Below are 26557 nucleotides of genomic sequence, written 5' to 3'. Positions count from 1 at the left end.
AAAAAAACACCTTCCAATTAGAAAGATGCTTTTCCTTCACAATCATTTATAAATAAAAGCCTAGTTAATTGACGATTTTGACATGCAGAGAAACGCTCTCTGAGCAAATTAACTTTTGTTTTACATATAAGTACTCATTCGATGCAAATTTCAGCACCTTAAACATACATATAAAAAAGACCACTCATGGAAGAGAGGTCTTTTTGTATTGAGAAATTAGTTTAAAAATGATAAGAACCATTTTTTATCCTCTTTATACTATTCCTTGGTTGTAGTAAAATGCATGCCCTTGTAAAAGTTTATTAATTCCTTCTAAATAGTAAGGAGCACGTTGTTCTACTTGTTCAATATCGACCCATTCAAGTTGGAATATTTCTTCAGGCATCTTAATTTCTTCAGTTCCACCTACAATATGTCCTTCAAAAGTAAAGAAGATAGCATGATGATTCCTTTTTAAAAATTTCCCTTCGTTGATAGCTAATATTTTGCCAGGTTCAATTGTCAGTCCAGTTTCTTCAAATACTTCTCGAATTACAGCTTCTACTAATGACTCACCAGATTCCACTCTTCCACCTGGAAAAGACCAATGCCCTTCGTGATTATCAACCATTAAAATCTGATTGTACTTATTTTTAATGAGGGCATAGACTACTTTTACTTCATCCATCAAATATAAATCCTCCTAAGCATACGGATGCAATATATAAAATCTTAAACAACCTTATCGTCATTTTACATTTTTTATTCCTTATTAATTTTCTCCGTATGACGACAAGAAGGGAAAGAGGAACAGCCAAAAAAACGAGTGCCATTTCCATCTCGTACGACTAAATCTTGCCCACATTTCGGACACTTACGAGGTTCTGGTGTGATATTTTCAAAGATTTCTCGTGCCTTGAAAACAGGATGGACTTCATTAATAAACCCTTGAAGGTCCGCACGATCCACTAACGTTACATCACATGCAGCTGCAAGCTCTTTTGCTTGTTTCGTAAAATAACTATTGGTCACAACCCATGCTTGATTCGCTTTATAATAAGCTTTTGCTGCGTATACTTCTTGTACTGCTGAAAGGCTAACTCTATTTTTAGCGCTATACCGTTTGGCCTGAATCACAATCTTTTCTTTTCCTTTCATCACCAAGTCAGCTCCAAAGTCCCCAGATGATGGTGTTACTTGTATCTTGTACCCTAACTGTTGGAAAAGAGCCTGCAAGTAAAATTCGAACTGCCTCCCATCCATTTTATCAATATAAGGCATGCCTGATTGGGCTAATTCTTTCCTATACTTCCGTTCACGAAGAACACGGTAAGCAAATTGAGAAAGCTTAAATAAAATGAGGATAAGAAAGAGATAAAATACACTTTGAAACACTTTATCCATTCATTGAAAGCTCCTGTTCTGTTTGTTTATTCCGGAGACGTGATGCCACAGGTTGAATGCTTTTTCCATTCTTTTTTAATTGGTCGTTCCAATCTTTCACTCCCTTTGGAATATCTGCTCTTATTAAATCAGCATTCACGATTTGGTTCATTTTGTCAATAAATTCTTTTCCCCCTTGGTCATTATCGACAGCTAACACCATTTCTTGAATGCTTAAGCCTTCTCTTCGAGCTTCGATATAAGATTGAGCAACAGTTTTAGGTTTTAAGCCATTCATACTAATAAGGCGTGTATTCTGCAATTGGTTTTCTTGTATACTCCAATAAGAAAGGAGATCAATTGGACTTTCAAAAAAATGAATTTTATTTGGGCGACCAACGTCAACTGAAAAGCCTGTATGGGGGTTATCGTTCGGTAAGACTTGTTTAAAGGAACCACGCTTATTATTTATAGAAGCTGTGCCTTGCCGATCCGCCCCAATTACCTTTCCTTTACCTCCATGTTCACGCCATTTAAACACCACATTGTTCCGTTTGTCCTGGGCGATTAAATCTTTTTGAAGAAGCCAGTCAACCAACCGAGAATCTATTTTACGTTCTTTTATGAGATAATCCTTTATTTTGCTTTGATCCTTTACTTCTAACTCTTTTGGATAGCGAAAAGGCTCTTTTAATGGTGAAACCGACGGTTGCTCATGCGATTGTGAAAGCTCTTTATAATCGCCTTTGTTGATATCTAATATGGCTTGTGGAAACGACATTCCATAATACATTCGAGCGAAACTGATCGCTCCATATCCTTTTTCATTCCGGCTGTTCCAAGCGTACATATTTCCTTTGATGAGTAAGCTATCATGTTCCGTATGACGATAATACTTTCCCTCTTTTACAAAGGTTTCGCCTTTGGCTTCCAGATACGACAACAAATCAATATCTCGTGCTTTCATGATTTCCCCCTCATTGACGTGTTTTCGTTCTCCCACCTAATCCCTCCTTCTCTTTCACCCTATGAAAAAAGAGGACTAAATATAATATTTAGTCCTCTTACCTTTTTCAAACTTTTGTCATTTTTAACGTTCTATTTCTTGTTGATCTTTCTGTTTTTTTGAAGAAAATGCTCCACTGTTCCGTGCAAAAAACTTTGTAAATCCATTTTGTGATTTCTCTTCTTTTTTCTGCTTGTCGTGATCCTTCTTCTCTGTGTCCAACGCCTTTTCAAGCTTTGTTAACTTCTCACGTTGAGAATCAGTCAAATTCAGCTCTTTTAACTCCTGCAGCACCTCTTTTTTCAATTTGTACACCTTATCAAAGGAATGCTTTTGTTCAAACTCCTGCATTTTGGCCAAACGCTGCTCTTTCTCTTGAGGTGTTTCTTGCTTCAGCTGCTTTTCGACAGGAGCTTTTTCTGCTTCGGCTTCTTTTTTCGCTTCTTTAGAAGAATCTTTTTCACTTGATATGCCTAATTGAGCTAACAAGTTTTGTTTAAACATTTGCTTATACTGTGTTTCTTCACTAGGCTGCTGCATAACTTCTAGTACTTCTTGTTTGTAATCTTCTTGATATCGGTCCTTCTCTTGTGTCTGTTTACGTGCTTGAAACTGATGAGAAAGCTCATTCTCCATGCCTTTCAATTGGTCAGAGGTGAACTGCTTTTCCTTTAAGGCACTTGATTTCAACATGACATAATCGTTTTCTGCATTCACACGGGCTAACATGCTATCAATATCTTGAGGTTTCTCTTTGTCATGAGCCTGTAAAAACGTAATATAGCTCGTTTTGAGCTGCGTTTCTCGATCTTTCTCTAAAACAGGGTTCACATCATGACTCTTTAAAAAATCAAGTGTTGCTTCACTTTTATAGGCTTGTTTTTGTCCTCTTTCATCGGTGGAAACAAGCAAAACCTGCGGTTTTTCTTCTCCTAGAGCTGATCGTGTTAAGTAAACAGCTCCAGAAGGGATGTCTTGCAGCTGTTCACCACTGATATTGGCCCAACCTGCCTCGATCTTTTCATTTTGTGGGTGTTTCATAAACTTCTTTAATTCTCTTTTATCGGAAATAAGCGTTTTAAATTGGTCATTTGAAAGAGACGTAATTTTTTTCATCGTTTATTCCTCCAATTAATTTGGTTTTAAATATGAAAGAAAGGATTATTTATAAAAGAAAAAGCAGAGGAATTAACAGGCTCTGCTTGTTAAATTTAATTTTGTCAGGTTAAAATCACTTCATTTTTTCCAGTATAAAATTGATTTCTTTACAGAAAATATCCTTATCTACGAATTATGAACAAGGAGGGGGAAACTTGGGTAATAAAAATGACTCGTTACTTGGTATTGGAATTTTGTCGATACTATTAACATCAATTTATACAGCAGTACTTGCATCACAGTTGACGGCCACTAAACACAAGGTTGATTACCTTTATTTTAAAAATAAGTTCACTGGAAATAAAAACTAGTTCTATTGAGACGGTCATTAGCCATCGTCTTTTTACTATTCTTTGTTTACACAATATTTATCTGATGTGCCGTCAAATATTCTTGCTATACTTTACCTTTCGAGTTCCTGTTCTTCTTTTTTCTTTTTGACGGTGCCTGTACGTTTCTGGAATTGCATGTGATTACCCACTTCAACACGCTCTTGAAAAGTAAGCGATTGTTCTTGAACTTGACCATTGATGATCCCCATCTCGTTTTTAGTCATAGTTGAATCAATTTGATGCTCAAGCTTCACGACTTCCTCCTTTGTCATCCATCCATTTTTGATCGCTTGTGTTTTGGTTGAATAATATTTTTCTTCAGCCGTGACACGATCTAAAATGCTATCTACATTTTGTGCCGATTCCTGTTGCTGTTTTTGTTTATAATCTTCATATCCTTCTTTCATTTTCTGTTGTACATTTTCAGATGAAAGAGGATCTGCTTGCTGCTGTTTTTCATCCTTTTTTTCTGATGACTGATTTTTTTCTCGTTCTTTTACCAATGTTTCTTCTATTGTTTCAATAAAGCCAACGGACGTTTCATGTACTTCTTTTAAAATCTTGGTTTTATCTTCAAAGCTCTTTCCTTTCGTCCAGTGTGACAGGTATCCTAGAGAATACTCACTCGTATCAACGCCAAAATAAGACGAAACCGTATAGGCTGTCATTTCCGCCTGAAACTCTCTTTCTGCATCCGTATAGTTTGCCCGTGACTCCTCCGTATGAAGTTTGGCATGCGTGATTTCATGAAGGAGTGTCTTTACATTTTGACGTTCGGAGTTACGAGGATTCAACGCAACTTCCTTTGTTAATGGATAGCAAGCGCCTTTTGCGCTGCCTAGTTCTTCTTTAGGAGCAATGATGGAAATACCATTCTTTTCAGCAATGGCTTCCATTCCTTTATAAAGCGCCTTGTAGTCCTCCACGTTTCCTTCTAACCAACGATTTGGGAATATCTTAGGTAAATCATTAGCCGTTGCGTTCGTTTGGTGAATATCAAAAACATGGCCGACTGAAAAATACAGTCGGCCTTGAGTAACTTCTTTTTTCCCCTCTTTAATCAGCTTCTTTTCTTGGGGAGTAGCTTTATTAATGGACTTCCATTTCCCTTTTTCATCCTTGAATTTTGGGACTGTTTTATTTGGAACAAGGATCTTAATGCCTTTCTCTCCTTTATTGACAGAGAACCCTTTATCTTTCCAAAACTTAAATGAACCAACAGCTTGAGCACCCCTAAACTGTTTTTGAATGAGTGCCGTGTTCGACATGGAGTATTGATAAAACTTACCCATAAAAGATAAGTAGTCTTTTAGTTCTTCGGCAGAATGAAAATGCTGCTCAATTTTTTTCTCCATTCCATTTGTTAGCTCCTCGACTTCTTTACGCTTATCTTCCACCGATTTTTTTGCATATGTTTTACTCATTTTCATCCTCCTCTTCTTGATAGGAGATCCCCTTTAACTCTTCAAGCTCTTGTTCATACCAAGGTTCCTCTAAATCCACAAAAAGCTTCTGTGTTTTGATATTCATTGGCACCAACATATTTTCTTGATGCACCACATATTGATGAAACTCCTTCGCTTCTTCTGGACTTAAATTCACCTCTACCTCTTTGTCTTGATACTGTACAATGGCATGATCCTCTCCTACAGCTTTAATCGAAGCTAACACTAAATCTTTGTTAAAAAACATATTTCGTTCCTCCTCTACATTTTTCAAACTATCTTTATATACATCCATCAATGAGATGGTTGTTTCCCTTTGGACTCTTCCCAATCAATTCGTTTTTGACGTTGATTCGCAATACGCTTCTCAACAGCTTCCTTCGCCACCTTTGTGCTATCTAACTCTTGTAAATCGGTTGTCATTAATCCATCAAAACCGTGATGGAAGAAAAGACCGTTCATATATTCAATTAAAATTTGTGTGTTTTTATCAGCACTATTTGCCCCGAGACGAATCCTTGTTAATTCATCTTTTAAAACCTGATGTAAGTTATTGCTGACCACTTCCGAAATATATTGCAATGACCATTCATTACTTTTAGTTTTTTTATGCTCCATACAGATCTGAGCAATAGCCTCACCTGTAAATCCGATATTGTTTTCTTCCATATATGTTTGGATATATTGTTTTGTTTCCTCATCCAGTGATAATTTCATACGTTGTTTATTCATTTAATAACTCCTCTCTTCCTGACGATGATGTTCAATTTCTTTTTGTAATCGTTCATAATGTTGTTGGTTTTTCCAACTTTCATATTCTGATTTAAACGCTCGCTCCATCTTTTTTAATGCAAAATGCATAGAGACCTTTTGATTAAAATTTGCAGGACGTTTTGATTGTTTCTTACTTTCTGCCATTCTTTTAATCTGTTGCTGCTGCTTATCATACTCTTTCATTTCTTTTAAAAAGGCATTCCCCATTCGCTTATAAAGATCATCTATTTTTGTTTGCTTATAGTCCTTGTATCGCTTCTCATCTCCTTTTCCTTCTCCATAAGCTTTCTTTAATTCTTCTACTTCTTTATCTAATTTTTTAAGCAATTGTTGGTATTCATTGCGATGATACTTTTCGATATATTTTTGACTCAGCACATCAATAAATGGCTTCATTGGTTTTAACGTTCGGTAGCTATATTGCCATTGCCTTTTATCTTCTGGAAGATGATTATAGATTTGAAGAAACAATGGTTGAATATCACGATTCTTCCACCTTAATGAAGAATCCTTCTTCTTTTTTTCGACCATATCATTTCGAATTAACTCATTTATTTTTTGGTGCTCCTCACCTCGATTTAAAATTTGATTCACGACTGTTGACTTCATCGCATCCAATGTTTTAGGCTTTCTTTTGCCTCGCTCACGAGTAGGTTGTGGTTCTACGGTTGCAATATGAATATGAATGTTCCCCGTATTATAGTGTATGGCAGCCGACCAAACAGCCGACTCATTTAACCTTTCCCTTTTAAGCATTTCCTTCATGGACTGACGGGTAATCTCCATTAATTTTTTCTCATCCACTGTATGAGTATGAGCGTCATATAAACCGTTTTCTTGGAGCCAAGGATTATGAAATGTAATGACATCTTGCCACATAATACTGTTATTTTTTTGCGCTTTTTCAAACAACTTTTTTAATTTCTTTTTCTCCACATCATTCAAGTGATTGGATTGTTGAGTAAATAAAGAAGATGTTTTATCAGGGTTATCCATATAATCTTGATAAAGAGTAAACAGTTTCTCATGTACTTCCTGTTCTTTTTTCGCCTCATCACGATCTACATAATCAACATAATCTTGAAAAGCTTTTTTATCAGATGTGACAAACTTTGTTTTTAACACCACGCCTGGAATAACAGAAGGTGTACTCACTCCTCATCTTCTCCCGTCATATCTTGAATAAATCCATTGATTGTTTCAATGGCAACTGCACACCTTTCCATCATCTTTATGTTTCGATCAATGAGACGTTCTAACTCTGCTTCACGATCTTTTTGTTCTTGAAAAACAGCCAGTGTTTCAATCTGACCTTTTAAAAATTCCTGTCGAGAAATCTTTTTTTCTTTTGCGATTTTATCAATTTTTTTTAGTGCAACTGGATCAACATATCGAATTTTAATTTCCATTTTATCCGAACTCTCTTTTGTAGTAGTGCTCTTCCCCCTAAAAAGAGAGAAGAGCATAAGGGGTTTTTGCCCCCACCATAGGTGTGGGGCTAGGCAGAGCCTAGCAAAACCGTGGGTACAAAGAAAATCGCTAAATGTCCCCTTTACGTCCCCTTTTTTTGGTGTACGTCCCTTTTACGTCCCCTTTTAAAATCCCAATGTTCCCTTTATGTCCCCCTGTTTTGGAGCCATGTCCCCTTTGCGTCCCCCTGTGTTTTTTCACTTCATGGCTAAATCTTGTTGCTTTTCATTCAATTTTTGGAGCTTTTCTTGCAAGCTTTTTTGTTCATCTTTATAAAGCTGAATGCTTTCATCACTTGATTGAATGGCATCCTTTTTCATCGCAATTTTTGATTCAGTATCTGCTTTTTCCTCCTGCACTTGGTACTTCATATCACGTTGTAATTCGTTCATTTCTTGTTGCGTTTGACGCTTATGTTTGGCTTCTACTGTGATTGCTTTTTCATAGTTTTTCATTTTCTTTTTTACAAACTGCTTCTCTAAATCATTGACCAAAAGCGCATATTCTTGCTTGTTTTTTGTTCCTTTTCCTTCTTCACTTTTTGTTTTTCGTTGGTCAGAATAGAGCGTTGTAATTAACGCATGAGCGTCTATTTCCTCTGTTGAATCTGTTTCTGAATCACTCGTTACATCATCCACATTTACCGTTTCTTTTTCTTCATTTTCTTGATACAGATCAAAGGCAAGTGCTTCCCAATTTGGAGATAAATCGCTGATTCTTACCACATAATAGCCATCATCTTCATACAATAAATGAACAGGTAATTTGATGTTTGGATTCGCTTTTTCTTGTGCAAGGAAGCTTACTTCCTCTTCATCTGTTTGATCCATTTTGATAACCATATCCAGTGAGGCATTAGCCGGATGATACACACGATTCTCAATGGTTACGGTTCCTGTTATGTTAGAAGAAACCGCCTCATAGGTATTCGTATGATACAAAGGATCTTCTGTTTTTAAATAAAATTTCGATGTCAGTAAGGATAAAAAACCGATAAAGAAAAAGATCAACATCGCTGTATACTTCCATGACCGATTACGATTTAAATTAAATCGATAATCTTCCAATTGCTTTTTAAATGCCATCTGCTCCACCTCATTTCATGATTTCTGTTTTCAATTCTTCAATACTATAAACCACCCATTTATTCTCTTCTTTCCGTAGGGAAACTTTAATAATGTCATGCGTCTGATCGTCGACGTTTTCATCTCTTATGACAAGATGATTTGTAAATTCTGCAATGACTTCAACCTCTTCTTGCCCTCCATCATATTGTTGTACATAAAGCTGTACATCGTTTGGAATCGAAGTGTAACTATCTCCATATACGAACTTTTCAGAAGGGTAAAATTGTTCATAAAGCTCTTTGTCCATGATGGATTTTGCAGTCTTTTTACGATCCTCAAATCCATCTTTTTCACGATGATAAGACACATCGATGAATTGATTAACCGTATTCAAGTAATCTCGTTTTTGTTGTTCTTGGGCAGAAGGGCGAACTTCACGTAGTTGTTTTTTTAACTCTTTATTTTCTTCTTGTAAGCTCTCATTTGTGACTTGAATTTGTTTCGAAGCTGTTGTGTTGGAGATATTGTGATTCAGGTAAATGTTGAAAATGGTTACGCCTGCCACCACAATGGCAAGCGCTCCAAATAGTAGTGCTGCTTTATTTTTCATCGCCTTTTCTCCTTTTAGAATCGTTTTACTCTTCCATTGAATCGTTCACCAAAATAGGTTCCTTTTGCCATACTTGCGATGGCTACACCTGTTTTCCCTTGGCAGCCTAAAAACTGATTATTGCCGACGTATATCCCAACGTGTCCGTCTATTTTATAGGTATCAAAAAACACTACATCCCCGGGCTTCATGTCTTTTGGATTGATTGCTTGCCCCTGCGTTTTGAGTGTATCGGTTGTTACGCCTGACATTGGACCGACATTCATTCCTACCTGTTCGAATGCCCATCTGACGAAACTTGAACAATCAAAACGTCCTGCATTAATATCAGATTGAGAGCGTCCGCCACCAAATACATAGCGTGTTTTACCAATCAACGTTTTGCCTGCATCAATCACTTTCACACCCGATTTACCACCACTTCCTCCATTCGCAGGAGCAGCCGGTTTTCCATCAGCTGTGATTGTTCCTGTGTAATACTTTAAAACCGCGTTAACGTACAAGGCGTCGCCATAACAGGCGGAATAAGGCACCATTTCAGGACGTACACAGTGATAATTTCCGGTATGTTTTACCTTTTGATATTGCAATTGTGAAAAAGAGATTGCTAACTCTGGTGTATATTTACCTCCATTTTTCATGACGTAATTGATAAATCCACCGCCAAAGTTGTACGACTGAAGGCAAAGTTTCAAATCATAATGAGCCTTTTCTAGGACACTTTTAAAATGTAAAACTCCTTTATCGACGGATAATTCAGGACTAGAAATATATCCAACTGATCCACAAAAGGACTCGCTACTTTGCATCGGATCGTTTCCTCTTCCTCCACTTTCTTGCATCATGAGTGCCATCATAATTGGCACATAGGAAGCATCTAACCCATGTTTTTGTGCGTATTTTTCAAGCAAAGGTTGATACTTCATCACCTCTGGTGACACATTAGCCGTTCCTACACCAATGCCTCCGCCTTCAATCTCAGTTACCTCACTTTGTTGATTATCTTTTTCAAATTCACCTGTAATGGCTACAATCGTACTCATGACTAAGAGGCCCGATAATCCTAACAGGATCAACGTGCCTCCAATCAAATATTTTTTGGGAATGAGCTGTAAAACGATATGCAAGGCTTATGCACCTCCACCGTACAGCACTTTTTCTTCCTCATCGATTTCAATATGAAAGAGAATGTTTTTTACAGACTTAATACAAAGGAGCACATCCCCAATTGGTAGCTTCGGGATCTCAGCCAATTCACTATCTGTAATCCCTGTTTTAAACACTCGCTGAATGGTATCTAAGTTGTTATCATCCTGCTGCATGATGAATTTATATTGTGTTAAGTCAAAAAGCTTTTTAATTTTTTCAATCGCTGTTTGTTCCGAACCATCTGGCACAAAGTCACTAATTAAATGACTTGCGTAAATCAAACCTGCGAAGTATTTACGTGCTTCTCGACTAAACTCTGTTAGGAAATCTAAGGCATGCTCATTCCCCCTTTTCGTGTTCACGATGTGATGAGCCTCATCGATCACGATTAAGTAGCGAATGGCATCTTCAAAGGCTAATGTCCCTTCTGTATAGGCATCTAGTTGAGGTTCACCATTTTGCAGCATGCCATCCCATAATAAACTCATGACGTTGAAAAGCTGTGCTTGTGCAATTTCATCTTTTAATTTCGATAAATGGCGGATTGAGAAGAATACGACTTGTTCGTCATTAAAATCTTCAATGGTTGAAATGCCATCAAACAAATGAGCGTACGTTTCAACCAAGTTTTCAATGTTAAGCTCAATAACTTCAAGACGACGTTTCCGATACTCTCCTAGGTTCGAATGGTGTTCTCGTGTTTTCTCATCTGCATATAACTCTTGGCGAATAAGCTGTAAAAACTCACTAAAGGTTGGGTAAGCTTCTGGTGAAAGCCCTGTGATGTAGTTAATTGCGCCTTTTTCATCGTTCCATAACTGCTTTTGGATATAGAGTTTACGAAGTAGCTTTTCGTACTCTTTTAACTCATCGTCTTTTGCTTCTGGTGCGATAAAGCGATAGAAAACAGTTAATTTAGATAGGTGCTGTGTAAAGCTATTAAGCTCATGTTCATGTGTTTTAAATACCTGTAAGGGATTAATTTGCCCTTCTGATCCATCTAGCGCAATCTGTTTACCTCCTAACTCTCTGACGAGACTTTCAAACTCTCCAACGATATCAAAGCCTCGAATCTTATAGCCTTTAATCGCATTATCTGTCGTGACTTTCTTTAAAAACGTGGACTTACCTGCGCCCATTAAACCCATCAACACCGCATTATAACTTTTTCGTTGTTGGTCTTTGTGAAACAAATCAAAGATGACGCTGCCACCTGTACGAGTTGTTCCTTGATATGTGCCGTATGGATCATCTAAGTGAGTAAAATGAAAAGGAAACCCTCCGGCTAGTGCTAATGCGGGGATTTCCTTTCCTTTTCGCTTATTAGGGTATTTCTTTTGTATGTCAAAATGCGTCACTAACGATTCCCACTCATACTCTTGTTCATTTAAGAAAATGGATCCTCTGAAGTTATGGGTTTCCAGATGATGAATGACTTCTTTTAATCGCTTTTCTAAGTCAGGAATCGTTTTTTCTGCAATATAAATGCGAAGGTGTATCCGTTTGATTACTTCACCATTTGTGACTTGACGGTATAGCTCTTTCATATCTAAATACTGTTCTTGGGCATCCATACGATCAATGTTTTCTTTGGCATTCACATGCCGTGCATTTTGTTCGGACATATTTTTATTGATCGCTTCTACGACTTGTTTTCGCTCATCGCTTACTACATCTAGGGTTGTAATGGCATTTGGCATATTCATGATCGGTTCCAGCCAAAAATCATTCACGTTCGTTGGGTACTCATAAATATGAATACAAGTCGAATATCCATCCCCGTTTCGAATAAGGTTTTCTTTAAAGCTCACGCCTCCTTGTGGTTGAATCTGTGCCACAAAATAGGGATTGTATCCTTTTTTCTGCTTGATTTCTTGAGGTGTTTTCTCTTTTTTACGAAAAGGTAAAGTTATCATGGTTTTATCATCCTTTCTTATTGTTTATTACCAAGCTTGGCGTTTTGATTGTAGAGTTTGTAAAGAAGGTTCATTTGTTTTTCATCCGAAACAGGTAACAGAGGGATAGCCAGTTGAATATCTCGCATAAATTGGTCTTTTCGCTCTTTTACAGCGAGTTCAGTCGGTCCATATAGGAAAAGAAAGTATTCTCGATTGGTTCGCCCCCATTCTAAATATTGAAGTTCTTTTAACTTTTTTCGTAAGAATCGAAGTGATAACGCATTGTCGGCCTCTCGAATCTTCTTTTCAAGATACTGTTGTTGCTTTTGGGTTGAAACGGGCAAGTTTAATGAGATGATTTTAAAAGGATCTTTGTCGCCCTGGTATGTTTTAGCCAGTGTATAAATATTGCGTCCTGCCTCTTGGTCATGCATGGCATTGATATCGGTACTTTGAAGCTGCCAGATGCCAAAAAAGCCTCCCTCATCTTTTAGCTGAAATAATCCACTATCTGTTTGATCGATAATGGGAATAATGTCAGCTACACTTTTCTTTACCTCCGGTAATTTCTCTTTCTTTTTTTCCTTTTCAGCCTTTGGAAGTTGTAACAGAGAAAAAGGATTCTTTTTCTTTGTACGAGCGATCTGTTTATCCAGTTCCTTTTCATCAAAGAGAAGGGAGTTACTTGTCTTTTTTTCTTTTAAAATAGGTTTCTCTTTTTCTAGGATTCTTTCATCAAATAATGCCATCTATTACCCTCCTTTATTCTTGATCCCGATCTATCGCACAATACGTGCTCTTCTTTCGTACCAATGTAAGCAATAACGCCTCATACATCCGTTTTTTAGGGTTCGTACTTGGTCTAACGATCATCAATAGCCCAAATATGCCCATGAAGATATAAAAGGGAATTTGAAGTGTAGGATGAATAAAAAAACGTAACATCATCGTGACCATAAGTAAGCCAATAATGAACAACAAATCGAAGAGATAAAGTGATTTATTAATCTTTAATTCCGTCGAGATTTCTTTCGGAATGTTATAGTTTGCCATGATTCTTCTCCTCCCTATAAAAAAGAGAAGTAACGCTTGTTACTTCTCTTTTGGTTTATTTCGTTTCTTTGATCCAAGATTTCGTAAATCTCGCCCTGTATTTCGTCCAATTTGATAAGAACGTTTTGTTTTGTGGATTGTTTGCGAATTATCAATACGTTCTTTTACCTTTCCTACCCCTCCCTTAAAGTTATCTTTTACCACTTGTGCAATATTGCGTGTTTCTATCCGGTTCTGATCTGGCATTGGAATATCGTCTGTTGAAGCAGGAACTGTGTCTTTTTCAATTGGTTGTTTTCCTTGGCGAGGTTCCTGTGTAGCTGCCACTTGTGCTTGGGCTTGATCCATCCCTGTCGGTATGGAAACAGACGGTTCTCTTGTTGGTGTAGGATAACTTACACTTTCTACAGAAGATCCACCTTCACTTGTACTTCCGCCGTAACCAGAAGTTTGAATTTCTTCATGAACAGGTGTACTCACATTTCCTATAGAAGAGCTACCTTCACTTGTACTTCCGCCGTAACCGGAAGTTTGAATTTCTTCATGAACAGGTGTACTCACATTTCCTACAGAAGATCCGCCTTCACTTGTACTTCCGCCGTAACCGGAAGTTTGAATTTCTTCATGAACAGGTGTACTCACACTTCCTACAGAGGAGCTGCCTCCATTTGTACTTCCACTATGACCAGAAGCTTGCATTTCACCATGTAGAGGAGTACTTGCCTTTCCTACAGAAGAGCTGCCTCCGTTTGTACTTCCACTATGACCAGAAGCCTGCATTTCATCATGTAGAGAAGCACTTGCCTTCCCTACAGGGGAGCTGCCTCCATTTGTACTTCCACTATGACCAGAAGCCTGCATTTCACCATGTAGAGGAGTACTTGCCTTTCCTACAGAAGAGCTGCCTCCATTTGTACTTCCACTATGACCAGAAGCCTGCATTTCATCATGGAGAGAAGTACTTGCCTTTCCTACAGAAGATCCAGTGCCTTCATTTGCGCCTTCAGCATAACCAGAAGCTTGCATTTCGTCATGTAGAGAAGCACTTACACTTTCTACAGAAGATCCAGTACCTTCACTTGCCCTTTCACTTTGATCAGAAGCTTGCATTTCATCATGAAGTGAAGCACTTCCACCTTCTACAGAAGATCCAGTACCTTCACTTGTGCTTTCACTATGACCAGAAGCTTGCATTTCATCATGTAGAGAAGTATTCCCACCTTCTACAGAGGAACTTGACCCCTGACTATCAGTCGAAACACCTGCTGCTTGCATTTCATCTTGTAATGATGTTCCTTGACCTGCTCCTTTCCCTTCTGACGAATTCCCTTCAGTATTTTTGCCCCCTTCTTGTTTTTCAGTAGAAGATAATCCCTGTTGTTGAGCTTTCTTCTCATTTCCTGCGTTTTGACCTTTAGAGGCAGCGTTTCCTTTCTCACCTGCCATTCCTGCCTTTTTCATTTCTTCATGCAGAGCTGGTTGTTTTTCTTTATTTCCTTGTGTAGCTAACCCTTTACCAAAACCTCCAACTCCTGCTGCTGTCTGAAGAGCGCCACCAGTCATGCCTTTTCCTACATTACCAACACCTTTTGCGAGATTGGCTCCTCCTTTTAAGGTTCTGCCCATCATGCCAATACTACTTTCAAGTCCTTTTGCCATCGCAAAGCCCCCTGCTACAGCGCCCCAACCACTTCTGAGGCCAGCATCGATACCAAAGAGACGTTCACACATTACAGGCCCATCTACAACGGCAATACTAAAGGCGATCAATGCGATAAGATACGGAATACCTTCTAGCTTATCGCTAATAAAAACCGTTCCCATTAGATAAACCTTCATGGATATAAAGATCATAATCGTGACGAGAAATGTATTTAGGATGTTTTTCAGAACGGCTTTTAACTTCTGCCCATCTGCTACATCCGCAGGCGCAACTAATTGGGCTAGAATCGCATTGAATCCTAGCTCGTAACATAGTTTTGCTAATTTAATAGAGGTAAATAACAAGGTCATTCCTATAACAAAAAGAGAAATGGCAATCGTCCAGAAGTTCCATGACCATCGATAATAAAGTTCTGGAAAGAAATCAAACCATCCATTGTCTAATTCAACTAATCCCTCTTTTCCATCTGGTGCAATTGCTGTTTTGCTTTCTAATATCTTCTTACTATCATTACTTAAATCTTTTCCTTTGCTAACCTCAAAATCCTTATCAATTTTTTCTGTAATATCAATCATCATAATATTTTTTTGTGGCACTTTATTCGATTCTTTTAATTTTGGACTCTTCCACTTCGTAAGATCGAACTGCGCTACATCTGTTATATTACTTTTAATAATCTTTTCACTCACCGTGCCTTTTTCATTCAAATCAACGGCTTCAATGGCTTGATCGGTGAATTTATCTGCCTTTAACATACTTGTGTTTAATAAAAGTAAGACTGCCATCGAAATAAAAATGTTAATCATAATCTGTTCACGATTGACTTTCTTCTGAATAATCAACATATAGCCGATATACAGAAAGGAAAAAGCCAGTAACACATATAAAAAGGGTTGAAGCTTCGTAATAAAGTCTTGAATTTCGGGTGAATTAAAAAACGCTTTAACTCCTAATACATTATCAGTAATCCCTTCTAATCCATCCACTAAAAAAGAAAGAAGTTGAATACATGCCCACCCTAATTTTCGTAACAAATAGCTGAGGATATTTCCAACATCTAAGTAATCTGAAAACTCATGTAGCTTTTTAAGAATTTCTTTATCCTTCATCTGCTCATCTCCTTACGAAGGTATTACATGCCTTGAAACAATGTATCAACAGTTATCTCTAATCGTTCATCCAGAGGAGAAACACGAATTTGTACAGGTGCTTCTCCTTCCTGCCCTTTTTCCAAGTGGATAGTGCCATCTAGCAAGCCAATTAACACTTGGTGTCCTTCCTTCACAATCGGTGCATAGTCCTCTAAAATACGCTCTAATTCCTTTGAAATACTTGTCATTCTTTCTCCCCCTTTTGATATTAGGCTTCTTGTTTTTCCATCTCATGTTTCAAATTTCTAATAATGGTATTTATTTTCGTTTGAAGAAGTTGGTAGACATTTTTATTCAATTGGTCACTAACTCCTAGCATATTTAATTCCTCTTCAAAATCACTCATGGACTGTTGCTCAATCTCTTCCACCGTTTTATTCATTGCTTTTGGTAAGTGTACTTTTAAAGCAGTAGAAACGTTTTTATCTCCACCGAAAAACTCTTTGACTGTCTTAGTTTTATAGTTCTCATACGTTAGAGGAGTAAACGAATCGTTGGCTAGTTCCTCTTCTTTTTCCACCGATGGAGCTTGTGATTGAAAAGGAAAGAAATTATGAATCACCAAGGATCTTGGATTGACTTGTTCATGTAAAGACGAAATATCAATATCTAGAATCGAACGATCCGTGTCAAAGTCCTCTCCGAGGTATTCCCAACGGTATTTCAACGCTGTTTTTCCAGTGTTATAGATGGGATGTGCTTTAATTCTCTGACGTGCTTTATCTTGACGTTTTACAACACGTACAACCACACTTTCTCCTTCTTTAAGTTCCATTAACTCATTTGGTGTTAATAATGGTTTTCCATCAACCCCCTCTGTTTTACTTTTATCCGTTGATAATCCTTTCCCACTTCGAGAGGTAGAATTGATGGTACCGTCCCCTAATTTTTGTGAAATGGTCTTCGCTGTTTCATAGTTATTGCTTAAAATATAAATCGTATTCCCACAGTTCCCTTCAATCGTTTCAGCATCATTTCCATATTTATTTTTTAGTTGTGCATAGGCTTGAATCACTAAGTTAAAACGTATATTTCGTCCTAAACAAACTGTGATAATGTTGGACATTCCCTCGATTGCCGGCATGTTGCCAAATTCGTCTAACAACACCACTACTTCTCGATGACACTTGTTTCCTCGTGCCAATGAAGCATTTTTAGAAAGCACATAATATAACTGCCGAACAAAAATAGAGGCTATTACATGGTTACTTGAATCATAATCTGGTGTGACCATAAAAATGGCGATTGGTTTTGTAAAATACGTCACTTCCTTTACATGAATACTTGGATGTTGCTTCTCTACTGTAAACGTTGTAGCTCCTGTTTCTTTTGTGATCCTATTAATCGATATAACGGTTTCAAGCCTCGATGAAGTAACAATTTTATCACTCAACTTTTCAGTTAGAATAATTTCATCATTCTGCTTTATTTCGCTCGTAAAGTTGACCTCGAATAACCCTTTGGCATCGGTTTTAATCGTTTCTTTTTGACCATCTGGAAAGATGATTTCTAAGCGAGTAAGGGGTGCTGCTTTTCCTTTGATGGTTTTTCCAAAGCCCACACGTTTTAAATCGACGCTATTTTTAGAAGTCATCTTGGCAATTTCGTCAAACGTAAAAATGGATAGTCCATTCATCGTTTGGGTGAAGATCCCGCCTCTTGTCGTACCTTTTGAGAAATTTGAAGTCGCATACTGCATTTTGGCGACACTCTCTGTTGGCAGCCCATCAAAGTACAAATCTAACGCATTTTGGGTATCTCCTTTTTTATTAATCACAACCTCTTTCGAGCCTAACTCTGACAACATATTCGCCACTGTGTACATGGTGATTTTATTCTCTTCTTTTTCTTTAATACACTTATCTGTTACAGCTAGAATCATGGCGTTACATAAACTCATAGCACATTGTTGCCAGAACGGATCTTTGGCATTTGGATTGTAGTAAAGCGTATAGGATAACGTATTACATAAAGCCTGAGCTGTTGAATAATCCCCATCCTTATACGTTTCTTTGATCATTTCCAACAGATTATAACTCATTGATTCTAATGGATTGAGTAAGTTTAGCACTTCAACATGATAGCCTCTTTCTTCTAGCGTGTTTTTAGAAGCTGCGAGCAATTCCCCCTTGGGATCATTGCAGACTAGGGAAGGTTGTTTTTCAGCTCGTGAGTAGATATCAATCGTTGGAAAAACAAACGTCTCCCCTTTCCCTGATCGTGTAATCCCAATGATCAAATTATTAACGGGTGTGTCATCAATTAGCATGTAGCTTTTCTTCGTAAAGAATCGATGTGTGTGGAGAAGCTTCTGTATTCCCTTTAAAGCTTTATACTCTTTCCATGTTTGAATCAGATCATACGTTTGAATACGAGAAACAGGAACCCCACCTCCACCTTGATAGGTTGTCGTTTTTTCAGGTACTTTTCGATATTGTTTTTTCAATTCGCGTCTTGTTGTAAAGCGCCCCGACCCTTTTTGATTATGGTTTAAATCTTTGAAGTTGGATCGAATATTATAAGCAAATTTGGCCGTTAATAAGGCAGCCACTAGAGACATCGCTCCATATAAAGGCATGTACTGTTGAAGATGGATCTCTGTCAAAAAGGATGTGTCCAAATGAAATGGCTGCGGTTCAAACACATCACTAAACGTTGTTTGAACAAGGTTACGCATCATGTTAAACAGAAAATTTAAGATGAGTAGAATAGACACAAAAAAACAAGCACTTAAAGGAATAAGTACTTGTTTTTCAGCGACCACATATTTGATGGATTTATTAGGTTGCATTTCTTATTCGCTCCTGGTCAATCTCTTCAGAAGTAGGAATGACATAGTAGGCACTCGATGAAAGAGAAAAGAACGTTTGATCTCTTGCCTCATACTTGTGTTGAAGGTAACGAAAAGCCGTGTTAATGTCCCATTGTACCTCTTTCATATCCTCTTCGGTTATTACATAGGCTTCATTACAAACTAAGTCGTCTTTTTCTTGTTGAGTAAGCTTGGAGATATCTAGAGGTGGCATCGTTGGTTTCGTGCATAATCGAAACTTGAACGCATATGTCAAAAAATCGTCTGTAAGAGTGATCGAATCAGCATTTTTAAAGATCATGACAATCTGATTCTCTAAAAGAATGACATTATGAACACTGTTCGCAATGCGTTGGGCATGAAGTTGAGTGGTGTAAAAGCTGCCTAATTCAATTTCCAGGAATAAATCTTCTTCATAGTACTCAACCCCTACGACCAAGGCTTGCTTCTGGTTTTTCACTTTTGTTTTTGTATACACCCTATCCATCCTTTCTTATAAATTCTTTAAAGCTTCTTCTTGTTTCTTTTGTTGATCCGTTAACGACTTGATTTTGTTTTCATCTTTTTTGTCTTTCTTGTTCTCTTCCTCCACTTGTTTTTTCGTTTCTTCTATATCTTTTTTCATTTTTTCATAGGTTTCTATTTTTTGATTCAAGTCTTGGCTTTGAATATGTGCTGCTGCTTCTTTGGCCTCCTTTACTTTATCTAGCTTCAGATATCCATAAGCCTTCATTTCATATCGTTTATCGGTCATTTCTACTCCTGATTGACGCATCATATCTTCCCATCGTTGTTCGTGATAGGCAAGATCAAAGGCTCCATTTGGCGAAGGAAATGTTTGTTGAAACTCTTTTAACGCATGAACATCTCCCTTCTTTGAAATCATGCTTTCCACTACTTCTGGATGGTCTCCCTGAAGTTTAACAGCCTTCTCATACTTTTTTTGATCGACGAGAAGGCTCATATAAACGTTTTTCTGTTCTTTCGTGAGGCTTTGTTCATCAATAGAGGAAAGCCGTTTTAAAACACCTTCTGAATCCCCTAAGAGCGCTCTTTCATAGGTCCCTGTTATTTTTTGTTCGAGTTTGACTTGTTTTTGTAAATCTTGAATGGTTTCAGCTCGATCTTGAGAAGTAGCTAACGTCGAAAAACACGTTGCTGAAAGGATAAGAAGGGATAAAATCCCTCCTCCATAGATCAACCTCCGATTACGAGTAGAAATAACAGGTGTTTGAGTCGTTTGCATATGATCTTCTGTTTCTTCTTCTAATAAAGAAAAGGAACCATCTGTTGTTTTCAGATGGTCCGGTACTTCCTTTTCCAATTGTTCAAGAAAACTTCTCTTTCGAGCTTCCTGTATATCATCCATTTTTAAACTGTCTAACTTTTTCTTGATATGATCGACTACATGACGAGCAAGACCTGATCCAATGGATAATGTCCCTGCATATACCTCATGATCCTCTTCATCGAGGATAAAAAAATCCGCATGAGTCTTTTTTCTAGTACGTTGATACTGTGTTTCTACTGTTTCTGTTATCTCGCATGCTTCTGGAATCGATAATTTTTGAAATGGCTTTAATTCTTTTGTCTCACTTTTTATAAACATGACAGACAGCATGTTTCTCCATTCCTTTCGTCTAAAAATGAGCATAGAAAAAAGCTATACAATCGACTGTATAGCTTTCTTAACTTCCGAATCGGATATTTGTATTGACACCTTCAGCTAATGCATAAGCACCCATGACAACCACTAACCCAACTGCGCCTCCAACAAACCAAGCGATACATTTATGACGACCTCGTTCTCCACCTAAGATTAAGTGATATCCACCTACACAAAAGGCAAGAGCTGCCGCAACCATCGCAATACGCTGCATCCATTTGATAATAGACTTTCCACTTTCGATGAGGCCATTCATGCCATCTGCCGCCCCCAAGGTTAAATGCGAAGTTAACTGCGTCACATCAACGCTATTCAATAAATCTAACATGTGTTTCACTCCTCTTTTTCGTTAATTTTGCGTTACGGGAATACTTTGTGGTCTTACAGGAACTTGTTCAGCTGCTTTTGGTTCGTTTTTTTCTTCCTCCTCTTCTTCACCTGTAAAAGCACTTAATGCTTGAAGAATTAAATCTTGATTTTCTTCAATAAACTGTTGGTGTTGTTGGTGTAGCCAGTCATTGTATTTGTTTCCATTCACTTTTAGCAACTTTTCCACGAGGTCTTTGGATTTCTTTAATTCCTTTTGGGAGATCGTCAAGATACCACCACCTTTCAAAGCTTACCTCTTATTTTTCGAAATACAGTTCTTTGGATGTTTCAATAAAATGAGAAAGTTCTGTTTCTAACTGTGATGGATTATATTCATCTAGTTTAATTTGTTGTTTTAATTTACCATTCTTATAAGCAGCTAAGGTATCCGTTTTTTGAGTTACACCGTAATCACTTTGACTTTTTGTACCATCAAATTGTGGATCATAACTGTTAAGTTCTTTTCCATCTACATCGTTTTTTTCTAGGGCATTTTTAACTTCGTTCATGTATACACTTCGGTTATTCTTGTCAAAGGAATACATCACGAATCCTGTACCATCTTCCTTCATAAATTTTTTCATTTCTAGAGGATGTAATTCTTCTAGTTCACCATTTCCTTTCACTTCACTTGAATTGTAGGAAGAGACAAACGCTGTGCCTATTCCTAAAGCCACAACGATCCCTGCAACCGCAGAAAGTAACCATTTTTTGTTTTTCATAACCATTCTCCTTTGTTCTTAATATTCAGACATAACAAACGATTCTGAAACCTACCGAGAGTCATATTTTACCACAGGTTTAGCGATCATCTCTGTCTTTTCAAGGCTATGAAAGGAAATATATACCCGTTTCTGGCTGGAAGGGCAAACCCTATATTGGCATGCATAGTTTTCACTAAGCCCAATAATGCACAACGTTTTCGGCATGTACGAAGAACCTCGTATATCTACTGTTTGGAGTCTTGTCGCTTCTTCGGAGTGACCCTCACGACGAAACCCTTCACAGATCATGGATATACCGTCACTGTTTTGTTGCTAGATCACCGATGAGTTTTAGGACGCACTCATCGAACCTTATCGTTATCGTATACCTTAACCCCCTTGTGATCCGTTTAGGGGAGGCACGCAATATAAAATTATCAAGGAACCACTTCTCGTGCTCTCGGCACGTTTCAAAATCGCTTGTATGCTGCATCTAAGAACTAGCAGGTCTTTTGTAGAACTTCCTTCAATTCCTCATCTTTTTTTCTGCGCTTGGCGACGATGGTATGAGCCTGATCCATTACTGAGCGTACTTCATAATAAATATCTGCTACACGTTTGATATTGCCCGTTCCTTTTTCTACAGCTACCCCTCCTTTTAACGTATACAACTTTCCATCAAAGGTTTTGGCACTTTTCGCTCGTGCATCTGATATATCATAGAATGCTAGTCGCTTTTGTGCTTCCATGTTCATCGCCCCTTTAAGCTGTTAAGTATTTAAAAACTTAGTTCATATTCTTCTGACCTGGTAAGAAAATATCTTCTAATCTAAGATCCAGTGCTTCTGCGATTTTCTTCATATTTTCAAACGTTGGATATTGACGAGTCCCATTTTCAATTTGAGAAATAGTGGGTTGCGGGACTCCTGATAACTGAGCTAAATAAGTTTGGCTCCATTTCTTTTCTAACCTCTTTTCTCGTATGGTCTTTATTTCCAGCACCTCCTTAATTACATAATAATCGTTAACAAATAAATCGTAAAGAGTTTTTTGTAAAAAGTTACTCTTAAACGAATATTTCACAACAACTTTCTTTTCTGATAAAATTAATAATAAAACTTAAATGAAAGTAGATAGATAATATGACTATAGAGGAACTTAAAGAATATATAGGATTAAAGATCAAAGAGTACCGAAAGGTTCGTCGTATAACTACTGCTGAATTAGGCAAGTTATCTAATACCTCACAAGCCACTATTAGTGCTATTGAACGAGGAACAAGATTTGGCACATTTGAATCAATGCTAAATATCTGTGATGTATTAGGAATTAGCCTATATGATATCTTGCCTTCTGATTACACGCAGAAAGTAAACCTAAACAACTCTCATGAAGATAAGCAAGCACATTTATTATTAGAAAATCTATCTACAGAAGAGATACAAGTGTTGAAAAGCTTGGTTCTTAATGACTTTCCACTCTTAAAGGTACTAAATCGTTTAGATTCACAGGAAAAGAAACATTTAACAGCATTATTTGATTCAGTATTAAACAACTCCTAAATATAGGATATATAAGTTCTGAAAACTTGCATACTGTGATTTTTCATCACCCTATTTTGGAAATGGGGTGATGTTTTTTCACCCTTTTTTAGACAAGGGGTGACGAAATATCACCCATTTTGCAAACAAAAAAAGCGACTTGTTAATTTAACGAGTCACTTTAGGCCGCCAGTTTTTACTTTATCTATAAGATCTTTTGTATTAGATACCGATAATTTTTTGAAGATGTTTTTAAAATGTGTTTTCAGTGTATTGTCGGATTTATGTGTCTCTAGCGTAATTTTCTTACGCGAGTATCCTTTTTCAATATATTCAAAAACTTCTCTTTCTGCATTTGTTAAATCTTTAAGTTGCTCCTCAGATTTTAAACGACGAAATTCTTTTAATACAGCTTCGACTGGACTAGATTCATTGTTATAATTAGAACGGATAATTTCTGGTATGCGATGTACATCCTTCTTCAATATATAATCTGATGCTCCTGCCATAAATGCCTTTTGAATAATGTCTTCCTCCGACATAGACGTTAGCATTATTACCTTTGATGTTTTTTCACGTTTCAATTCTAGAGCTGTATATATGCCATCAAGATTAACCCCTGACAAATTAATATCTACAAGGAAAATATCTATATTGTTTAAAGCGTATGAAAGAGTGATCCCTTCCTCTTGCGTTTGAGCACATCCTACTAGAGTCATATCTTCTTCCTTGCCAATTAGGTTTTCCATTATGTTAAGCCAATCTGGATCGTCTTCAATTAGTACTACTCGAATTGGATTTTTCATAAACATCACCCTTTTTTAAATGTATTGGAAAAGTTAATTTAATTGTGGTTCCTTCATCAACCTTACTTTTAACTTTCAAGTCTCCACCAGTGTTAAACATTACTTCAAAGCAATGGTTTAATCCCAACCCATAATTTAAGTCACCTTTTTTCTTAGTACTAAAAAAAGGATCAGTAACATATTTCAAATTCTCTGATGGAATACCCATTCCATTATCTGAAAAGGAAACCATTATATTTTTACTATTCTTAGATGAAATAGTTACCTTTATTTCTCCTCCATGGTCAACTGCTTCAATCGAGTTTTTCAATATATTTACAAATACTTCGTAGGTCTGTGTACGATCGCAATATACAGTGTTTTTCTCTGATGAATAGAGTTTTTTAACCTTTATATTTTTCTTGCATAAATCCAATTCTAAATCTTCTAGGCTTTCATCTACTAACTTATTTAAGTTATTCTGACTTTTTATAATCTCTATCTCTTGTGTTTTGCTATGCATACGCTCAATGATCTCTGTCAAATGTTTAGAACTACGATTTATAATTTCAATTGAATTTTGAGAAGATGGATTAAGTTCATCTACGTTTATAGTTTGTAAGCTTGAATTAATTTTATAAATTTGATTCTTTATAGCATGGTTTAATAATGCTGTTCCTTTGTTTATTGCTTCTCTAGTCTTCTTATGAGCCTCTCTCTCGTAACGTAGCTTAATTCCATTAAGAGATCCAGCACCCTTTTTCAGAGCTTTCCATAAAAAAATAAAAAATGCTAATACGAGAAAAACAATCATATAGCGCCAATATTGGTGATGATTGTCTATTGCTCTTACAATATAATTTAAAATTAAAGCTGATAACATGACAGGAAATGAAATAGAAATTGTGGTAATGCGTTGCTTTTTCTTATTGGGATCACTCTCTGTATACCAAGCGTATATATGGACTAAACAGGCAGCAATAATATAAGGAACTGCCCAATATAACATAGAACGAAAATCCGGTATTATATCAGGGTAATACACGGTTGTTTTGAGCATAAAAATAATCGGGATAGGTAAAAGATACTTACAGATTTGGATAAATCTTTTAGTGAACTTGTCACTATAAGTAATGGCCCACATGAGTAAGGCATAAGGAAAAAAGTAAATAGAAATGAAGCCAGTTGCAATTCTTAGGTAATATAAAAGCGAATCTAATAAAGCAAAATCCATATTGAACTTATCTAATGTAGGAAGAAAAGTCTCTATGGTAGCTCTAGAGAGTCCTGCAAATGCTGCACAAACTAGTACAAGAACCCCCCATCGTATAGATGGTGATTTAGGATCGAAACGATAACTAATAATCGCAAATATTGTACTAATTAAAAATAGAGCAATCATTTAGTACCATTCCGAACGATATCCATGATCTCTAATGGACTTCTAACTAAGAAATCAGGATTACTTTTAGATAAAAGTTCCTCTAAATCATACCCCCAAGTAACAGATATTATTGGAATCTCACTTTTTCTTGCAGCCACAATATCACGATGCTCATCGGCAATAAGGATAATTTCATCTTTGGCTACGTTATATTTTTTCATGTAACTATTCATTGTAGTATGTCTTCCAAAAAAACGACTTGACTGAATAATTTCATCAAAGTATTCTATGTCATTTAATTTCAAAAACTTTTGGATATTTTCTTTAGAGTTAGCTGAAATCATAACAAGCTTAATTCCTAATTCTTTTAGATTTTTAAGTACCTGCTTCATTTCTTGATTTACTTCTAAAGTTGGGATTGATTTTTTGTATCGTTTAACAACATCCATAGTAAGCATAGGAACCTTTAATATGGACACCTCATATTCTTTGAAACGTTCTTTTACAGTCAATGCTCTAATTCGATCGCTTTCACTTTGAGGAATTTTTTTGTAGTCATACTTATCGGCAAACTCATTAAAGAGATCAAACACAACTTGACCAGAATCTACAATAGTGCCATCAAAATCACAAATTATTGTTTTAAACATCTCTACACTTCCAATTCATTTAACTAATTAATTTTTTACGGAACACTCGTTTCCTTAATCCTATCAAAGTTCTAACCTCTTTCAAATAGAACATAATTACTTTATTTTACATTTAACCCAATTAAATATTTCCTGTATAAATTCTATTTATTGTAATTAAAATACATAATCTTCTTAATTGATTACATTTTCCATTCGAAAAAAGATACATTTTCCCTATATTTACATCCTATTTTTCTTAGAATATTCCCATGGATATTTTCATTAATAATAAAAACATCACAATTGTAGCTATAAAACTTGCTCTCTCTAATAGAAACTGCATCAATGTAATGAAAAAACAGTTTACTAGGTTGTGTTGCCCATCGACACGTTCTTTATTACCCGGACATGATGCAGGGCGACATTAAGATTGAGGATTACCGAATCATGTTGCCCATCGACACGTTCTTTATTACCCGGACATGATGCAGGGCGACATTAAGATTGAGGATTACCGAATCATGTT

29 protein-coding genes and 1 pseudogene are annotated in these 26557 nt (G+C 36.8%); 2 read left to right on the top strand and 28 right to left on the bottom strand.

Going from position 1 to position 26557, the window contains the following annotated elements:
- Positions 1-253 precede the first annotated feature (253 nt).
- The 4 genes from AC4NPH_RS22875 to AC4NPH_RS22860 form a co-directional block, all read right to left on the bottom strand.
- A complete protein-coding gene (locus tag AC4NPH_RS22875; RefSeq protein ID WP_491939020.1) occupies positions 254-667 on the bottom strand; it encodes an NUDIX hydrolase in 414 nt (137 codons plus the stop codon).
- 74 nt (positions 668-741) lie between these two features.
- A complete protein-coding gene (locus AC4NPH_RS22870; protein ID WP_491938949.1) occupies positions 742-1383 on the bottom strand; it encodes a restriction endonuclease in 642 nt (213 codons plus the stop codon).
- Positions 1376-2329, bottom strand: coding sequence for a toprim domain-containing protein (locus AC4NPH_RS22865; protein WP_491939019.1), 954 nt, complete (start codon positions 2327-2329; stop codon positions 1376-1378). Before AC4NPH_RS22865 ends, AC4NPH_RS22870 begins: the two co-directional genes overlap by 8 nt.
- Before the next feature lie 123 nt (positions 2330-2452).
- Positions 2453-3484: a guided entry of tail-anchored proteins factor 1 gene (locus AC4NPH_RS22860; RefSeq protein WP_491938948.1), complete on the bottom strand. Its 1032-nt coding sequence runs from the start codon at positions 3482-3484 to the stop codon at positions 2453-2455.
- Between the two features lie 197 nt (positions 3485-3681).
- Between AC4NPH_RS22860 and AC4NPH_RS22855 the strand changes: the two genes are divergently transcribed.
- The gene (locus tag AC4NPH_RS22855; RefSeq protein WP_491938947.1) at positions 3682-3837 is read left to right on the top strand and encodes a hypothetical protein; all 156 of its coding nucleotides are present in this window, start codon (positions 3682-3684) and stop codon (positions 3835-3837) included.
- A 419-nt stretch (positions 3838-4256) separates the two neighbouring features.
- Here the strand turns inward: AC4NPH_RS22855 and AC4NPH_RS22850 are convergent.
- The 21 genes and pseudogenes from AC4NPH_RS22850 to AC4NPH_RS22750 all read right to left on the bottom strand — a co-directional run.
- A pseudogene (locus tag AC4NPH_RS22850) lies at positions 4257-5282 on the bottom strand (ArdC-like ssDNA-binding domain-containing protein); the annotation flags it as partial.
- Complete coding sequence (locus AC4NPH_RS22845) at positions 5275-5550, bottom strand: hypothetical protein (RefSeq protein WP_043977016.1); 276 nt, start codon at positions 5548-5550, stop codon at positions 5275-5277. The gene AC4NPH_RS22845 and the pseudogene AC4NPH_RS22850, both read right to left, overlap by 8 nt.
- A 47-nt stretch (positions 5551-5597) precedes the next feature.
- Positions 5598-6035: a hypothetical protein gene (locus AC4NPH_RS22840; protein ID WP_491938946.1), complete on the bottom strand. Its 438-nt coding sequence runs from the start codon at positions 6033-6035 to the stop codon at positions 5598-5600.
- Complete coding sequence (mobP2, locus tag AC4NPH_RS22835; protein ID WP_491938945.1) at positions 6036-7232, bottom strand: MobP2 family relaxase; 1197 nt, start codon at positions 7230-7232, stop codon at positions 6036-6038.
- Positions 7229-7486 carry a hypothetical protein gene (locus tag AC4NPH_RS22830; protein ID WP_098526575.1) on the bottom strand — a complete coding sequence of 86 codons (258 nt, stop codon included), beginning with the start codon at positions 7484-7486 and terminating at the stop codon, positions 7229-7231. Before AC4NPH_RS22830 ends, mobP2 begins: the two co-directional genes overlap by 4 nt.
- A 258-nt stretch (positions 7487-7744) precedes the next feature.
- Positions 7745-8632, bottom strand: a complete 888-nt coding sequence (locus AC4NPH_RS22825) for a hypothetical protein (RefSeq protein ID WP_491938944.1) — start codon at positions 8630-8632, stop codon at positions 7745-7747.
- 10 nt (positions 8633-8642) lie between these two features.
- Complete coding sequence (locus tag AC4NPH_RS22820) at positions 8643-9224, bottom strand: YddI family membrane protein (RefSeq protein ID WP_491938943.1); 582 nt, start codon at positions 9222-9224, stop codon at positions 8643-8645.
- Between the two features lie 14 nt (positions 9225-9238).
- Positions 9239-10351, bottom strand: coding sequence for a bifunctional lytic transglycosylase/C40 family peptidase (locus AC4NPH_RS22815; RefSeq protein WP_491938942.1), 1113 nt, complete (start codon positions 10349-10351; stop codon positions 9239-9241).
- 3 nt (positions 10352-10354) lie between these two features.
- Positions 10355-12289 carry a VirB4 family type IV secretion system protein gene (locus AC4NPH_RS22810; RefSeq protein WP_491938941.1) on the bottom strand — a complete coding sequence of 645 codons (1935 nt, stop codon included), beginning with the start codon at positions 12287-12289 and terminating at the stop codon, positions 10355-10357.
- Positions 12290-12306: 17 nt separating this feature from the next.
- Complete coding sequence (locus tag AC4NPH_RS22805) at positions 12307-13020, bottom strand: TraC-like domain-containing protein (RefSeq protein ID WP_491938940.1); 714 nt, start codon at positions 13018-13020, stop codon at positions 12307-12309.
- 13 nt (positions 13021-13033) lie between these two features.
- On the bottom strand, positions 13034-13324 hold the full coding sequence (locus AC4NPH_RS22800) for a DUF5592 family protein (RefSeq protein WP_097813629.1): 291 nt from the start codon (positions 13322-13324) through the stop codon (positions 13034-13036).
- 39 nt (positions 13325-13363) lie between these two features.
- Positions 13364-16096 carry a pLS20_p028 family conjugation system transmembrane protein gene (locus AC4NPH_RS22795; protein WP_491938939.1) on the bottom strand — a complete coding sequence of 911 codons (2733 nt, stop codon included), beginning with the start codon at positions 16094-16096 and terminating at the stop codon, positions 13364-13366.
- Between the two features lie 23 nt (positions 16097-16119).
- Positions 16120-16326 carry a hypothetical protein gene (locus tag AC4NPH_RS22790; protein ID WP_029325363.1) on the bottom strand — a complete coding sequence of 69 codons (207 nt, stop codon included), beginning with the start codon at positions 16324-16326 and terminating at the stop codon, positions 16120-16122.
- A gap of 20 nt (positions 16327-16346) precedes the next feature.
- Complete coding sequence (locus AC4NPH_RS22785; protein ID WP_491938938.1) at positions 16347-18929, bottom strand: VirD4-like conjugal transfer protein, CD1115 family; 2583 nt, start codon at positions 18927-18929, stop codon at positions 16347-16349.
- Positions 18919-19428 (bottom strand): hypothetical protein, encoded by a 510-nt coding sequence (locus tag AC4NPH_RS22780; RefSeq protein ID WP_491938937.1) that lies wholly within the window; start codon positions 19426-19428, stop codon positions 18919-18921. The genes AC4NPH_RS22785 and AC4NPH_RS22780 overlap by 11 nt, the downstream gene beginning before the upstream one ends.
- A 15-nt stretch (positions 19429-19443) precedes the next feature.
- Entirely contained in the window at positions 19444-20571 is a 1128-nt protein-coding gene (locus AC4NPH_RS22775; RefSeq protein WP_491938936.1) for a hypothetical protein, read from the bottom strand.
- Positions 20572-20638: 67 nt separating this feature from the next.
- A complete protein-coding gene (locus AC4NPH_RS22770; protein WP_047933325.1) occupies positions 20639-20944 on the bottom strand; it encodes a hypothetical protein in 306 nt (101 codons plus the stop codon).
- A 21-nt stretch (positions 20945-20965) separates the two neighbouring features.
- Positions 20966-21214 carry a hypothetical protein gene (locus AC4NPH_RS22765; RefSeq protein WP_491938935.1) on the bottom strand — a complete coding sequence of 83 codons (249 nt, stop codon included), beginning with the start codon at positions 21212-21214 and terminating at the stop codon, positions 20966-20968.
- Positions 21215-21242: 28 nt separating this feature from the next.
- Positions 21243-21707 carry a hypothetical protein gene (locus AC4NPH_RS22760; protein WP_491938934.1) on the bottom strand — a complete coding sequence of 155 codons (465 nt, stop codon included), beginning with the start codon at positions 21705-21707 and terminating at the stop codon, positions 21243-21245.
- Positions 21708-22189: 482 nt separating this feature from the next.
- The gene (locus AC4NPH_RS22755; protein ID WP_491938933.1) at positions 22190-22438 is read right to left on the bottom strand and encodes a hypothetical protein; all 249 of its coding nucleotides are present in this window, start codon (positions 22436-22438) and stop codon (positions 22190-22192) included.
- A gap of 37 nt (positions 22439-22475) precedes the next feature.
- Positions 22476-22772 (bottom strand): helix-turn-helix transcriptional regulator, encoded by a 297-nt coding sequence (locus AC4NPH_RS22750; RefSeq protein WP_491938932.1) that lies wholly within the window; start codon positions 22770-22772, stop codon positions 22476-22478.
- A 59-nt stretch (positions 22773-22831) separates the two neighbouring features.
- Here AC4NPH_RS22750 and AC4NPH_RS22745 point away from each other — a divergent pair, with 59 nt between their 5' ends.
- Positions 22832-23251, top strand: a complete 420-nt coding sequence (locus tag AC4NPH_RS22745) for a helix-turn-helix domain-containing protein (protein WP_182030597.1) — start codon at positions 22832-22834, stop codon at positions 23249-23251.
- A 155-nt stretch (positions 23252-23406) separates the two neighbouring features.
- On the opposite strand, the gene AC4NPH_RS22740 is transcribed toward AC4NPH_RS22745, so the two are convergent.
- From AC4NPH_RS22740 to AC4NPH_RS22730, 3 genes are read right to left on the bottom strand one after another with little or no spacing between them, the layout of a single operon-like run.
- Complete coding sequence (locus tag AC4NPH_RS22740) at positions 23407-24036, bottom strand: response regulator transcription factor (RefSeq protein WP_491938931.1); 630 nt, start codon at positions 24034-24036, stop codon at positions 23407-23409.
- Entirely contained in the window at positions 24005-25417 is a 1413-nt protein-coding gene (locus AC4NPH_RS22735; RefSeq protein ID WP_491938930.1) for a sensor histidine kinase, read from the bottom strand. Before AC4NPH_RS22735 ends, AC4NPH_RS22740 begins: the two co-directional genes overlap by 32 nt.
- Positions 25414-26049, bottom strand: a complete 636-nt coding sequence (locus AC4NPH_RS22730; protein ID WP_251623069.1) for an HAD-IA family hydrolase — start codon at positions 26047-26049, stop codon at positions 25414-25416. Before AC4NPH_RS22730 ends, AC4NPH_RS22735 begins: the two co-directional genes overlap by 4 nt.
- Between the last annotated feature and the right edge of the window lie 508 nt (positions 26050-26557).

The sequence above is a fragment of the Priestia sp. MDV22-iso46 genome (assembly GCF_058629175.1).
The sequence above is the reverse complement of the archived record's forward strand: the minus strand, read 5'-3'. Positions and strand labels throughout refer to the sequence as shown.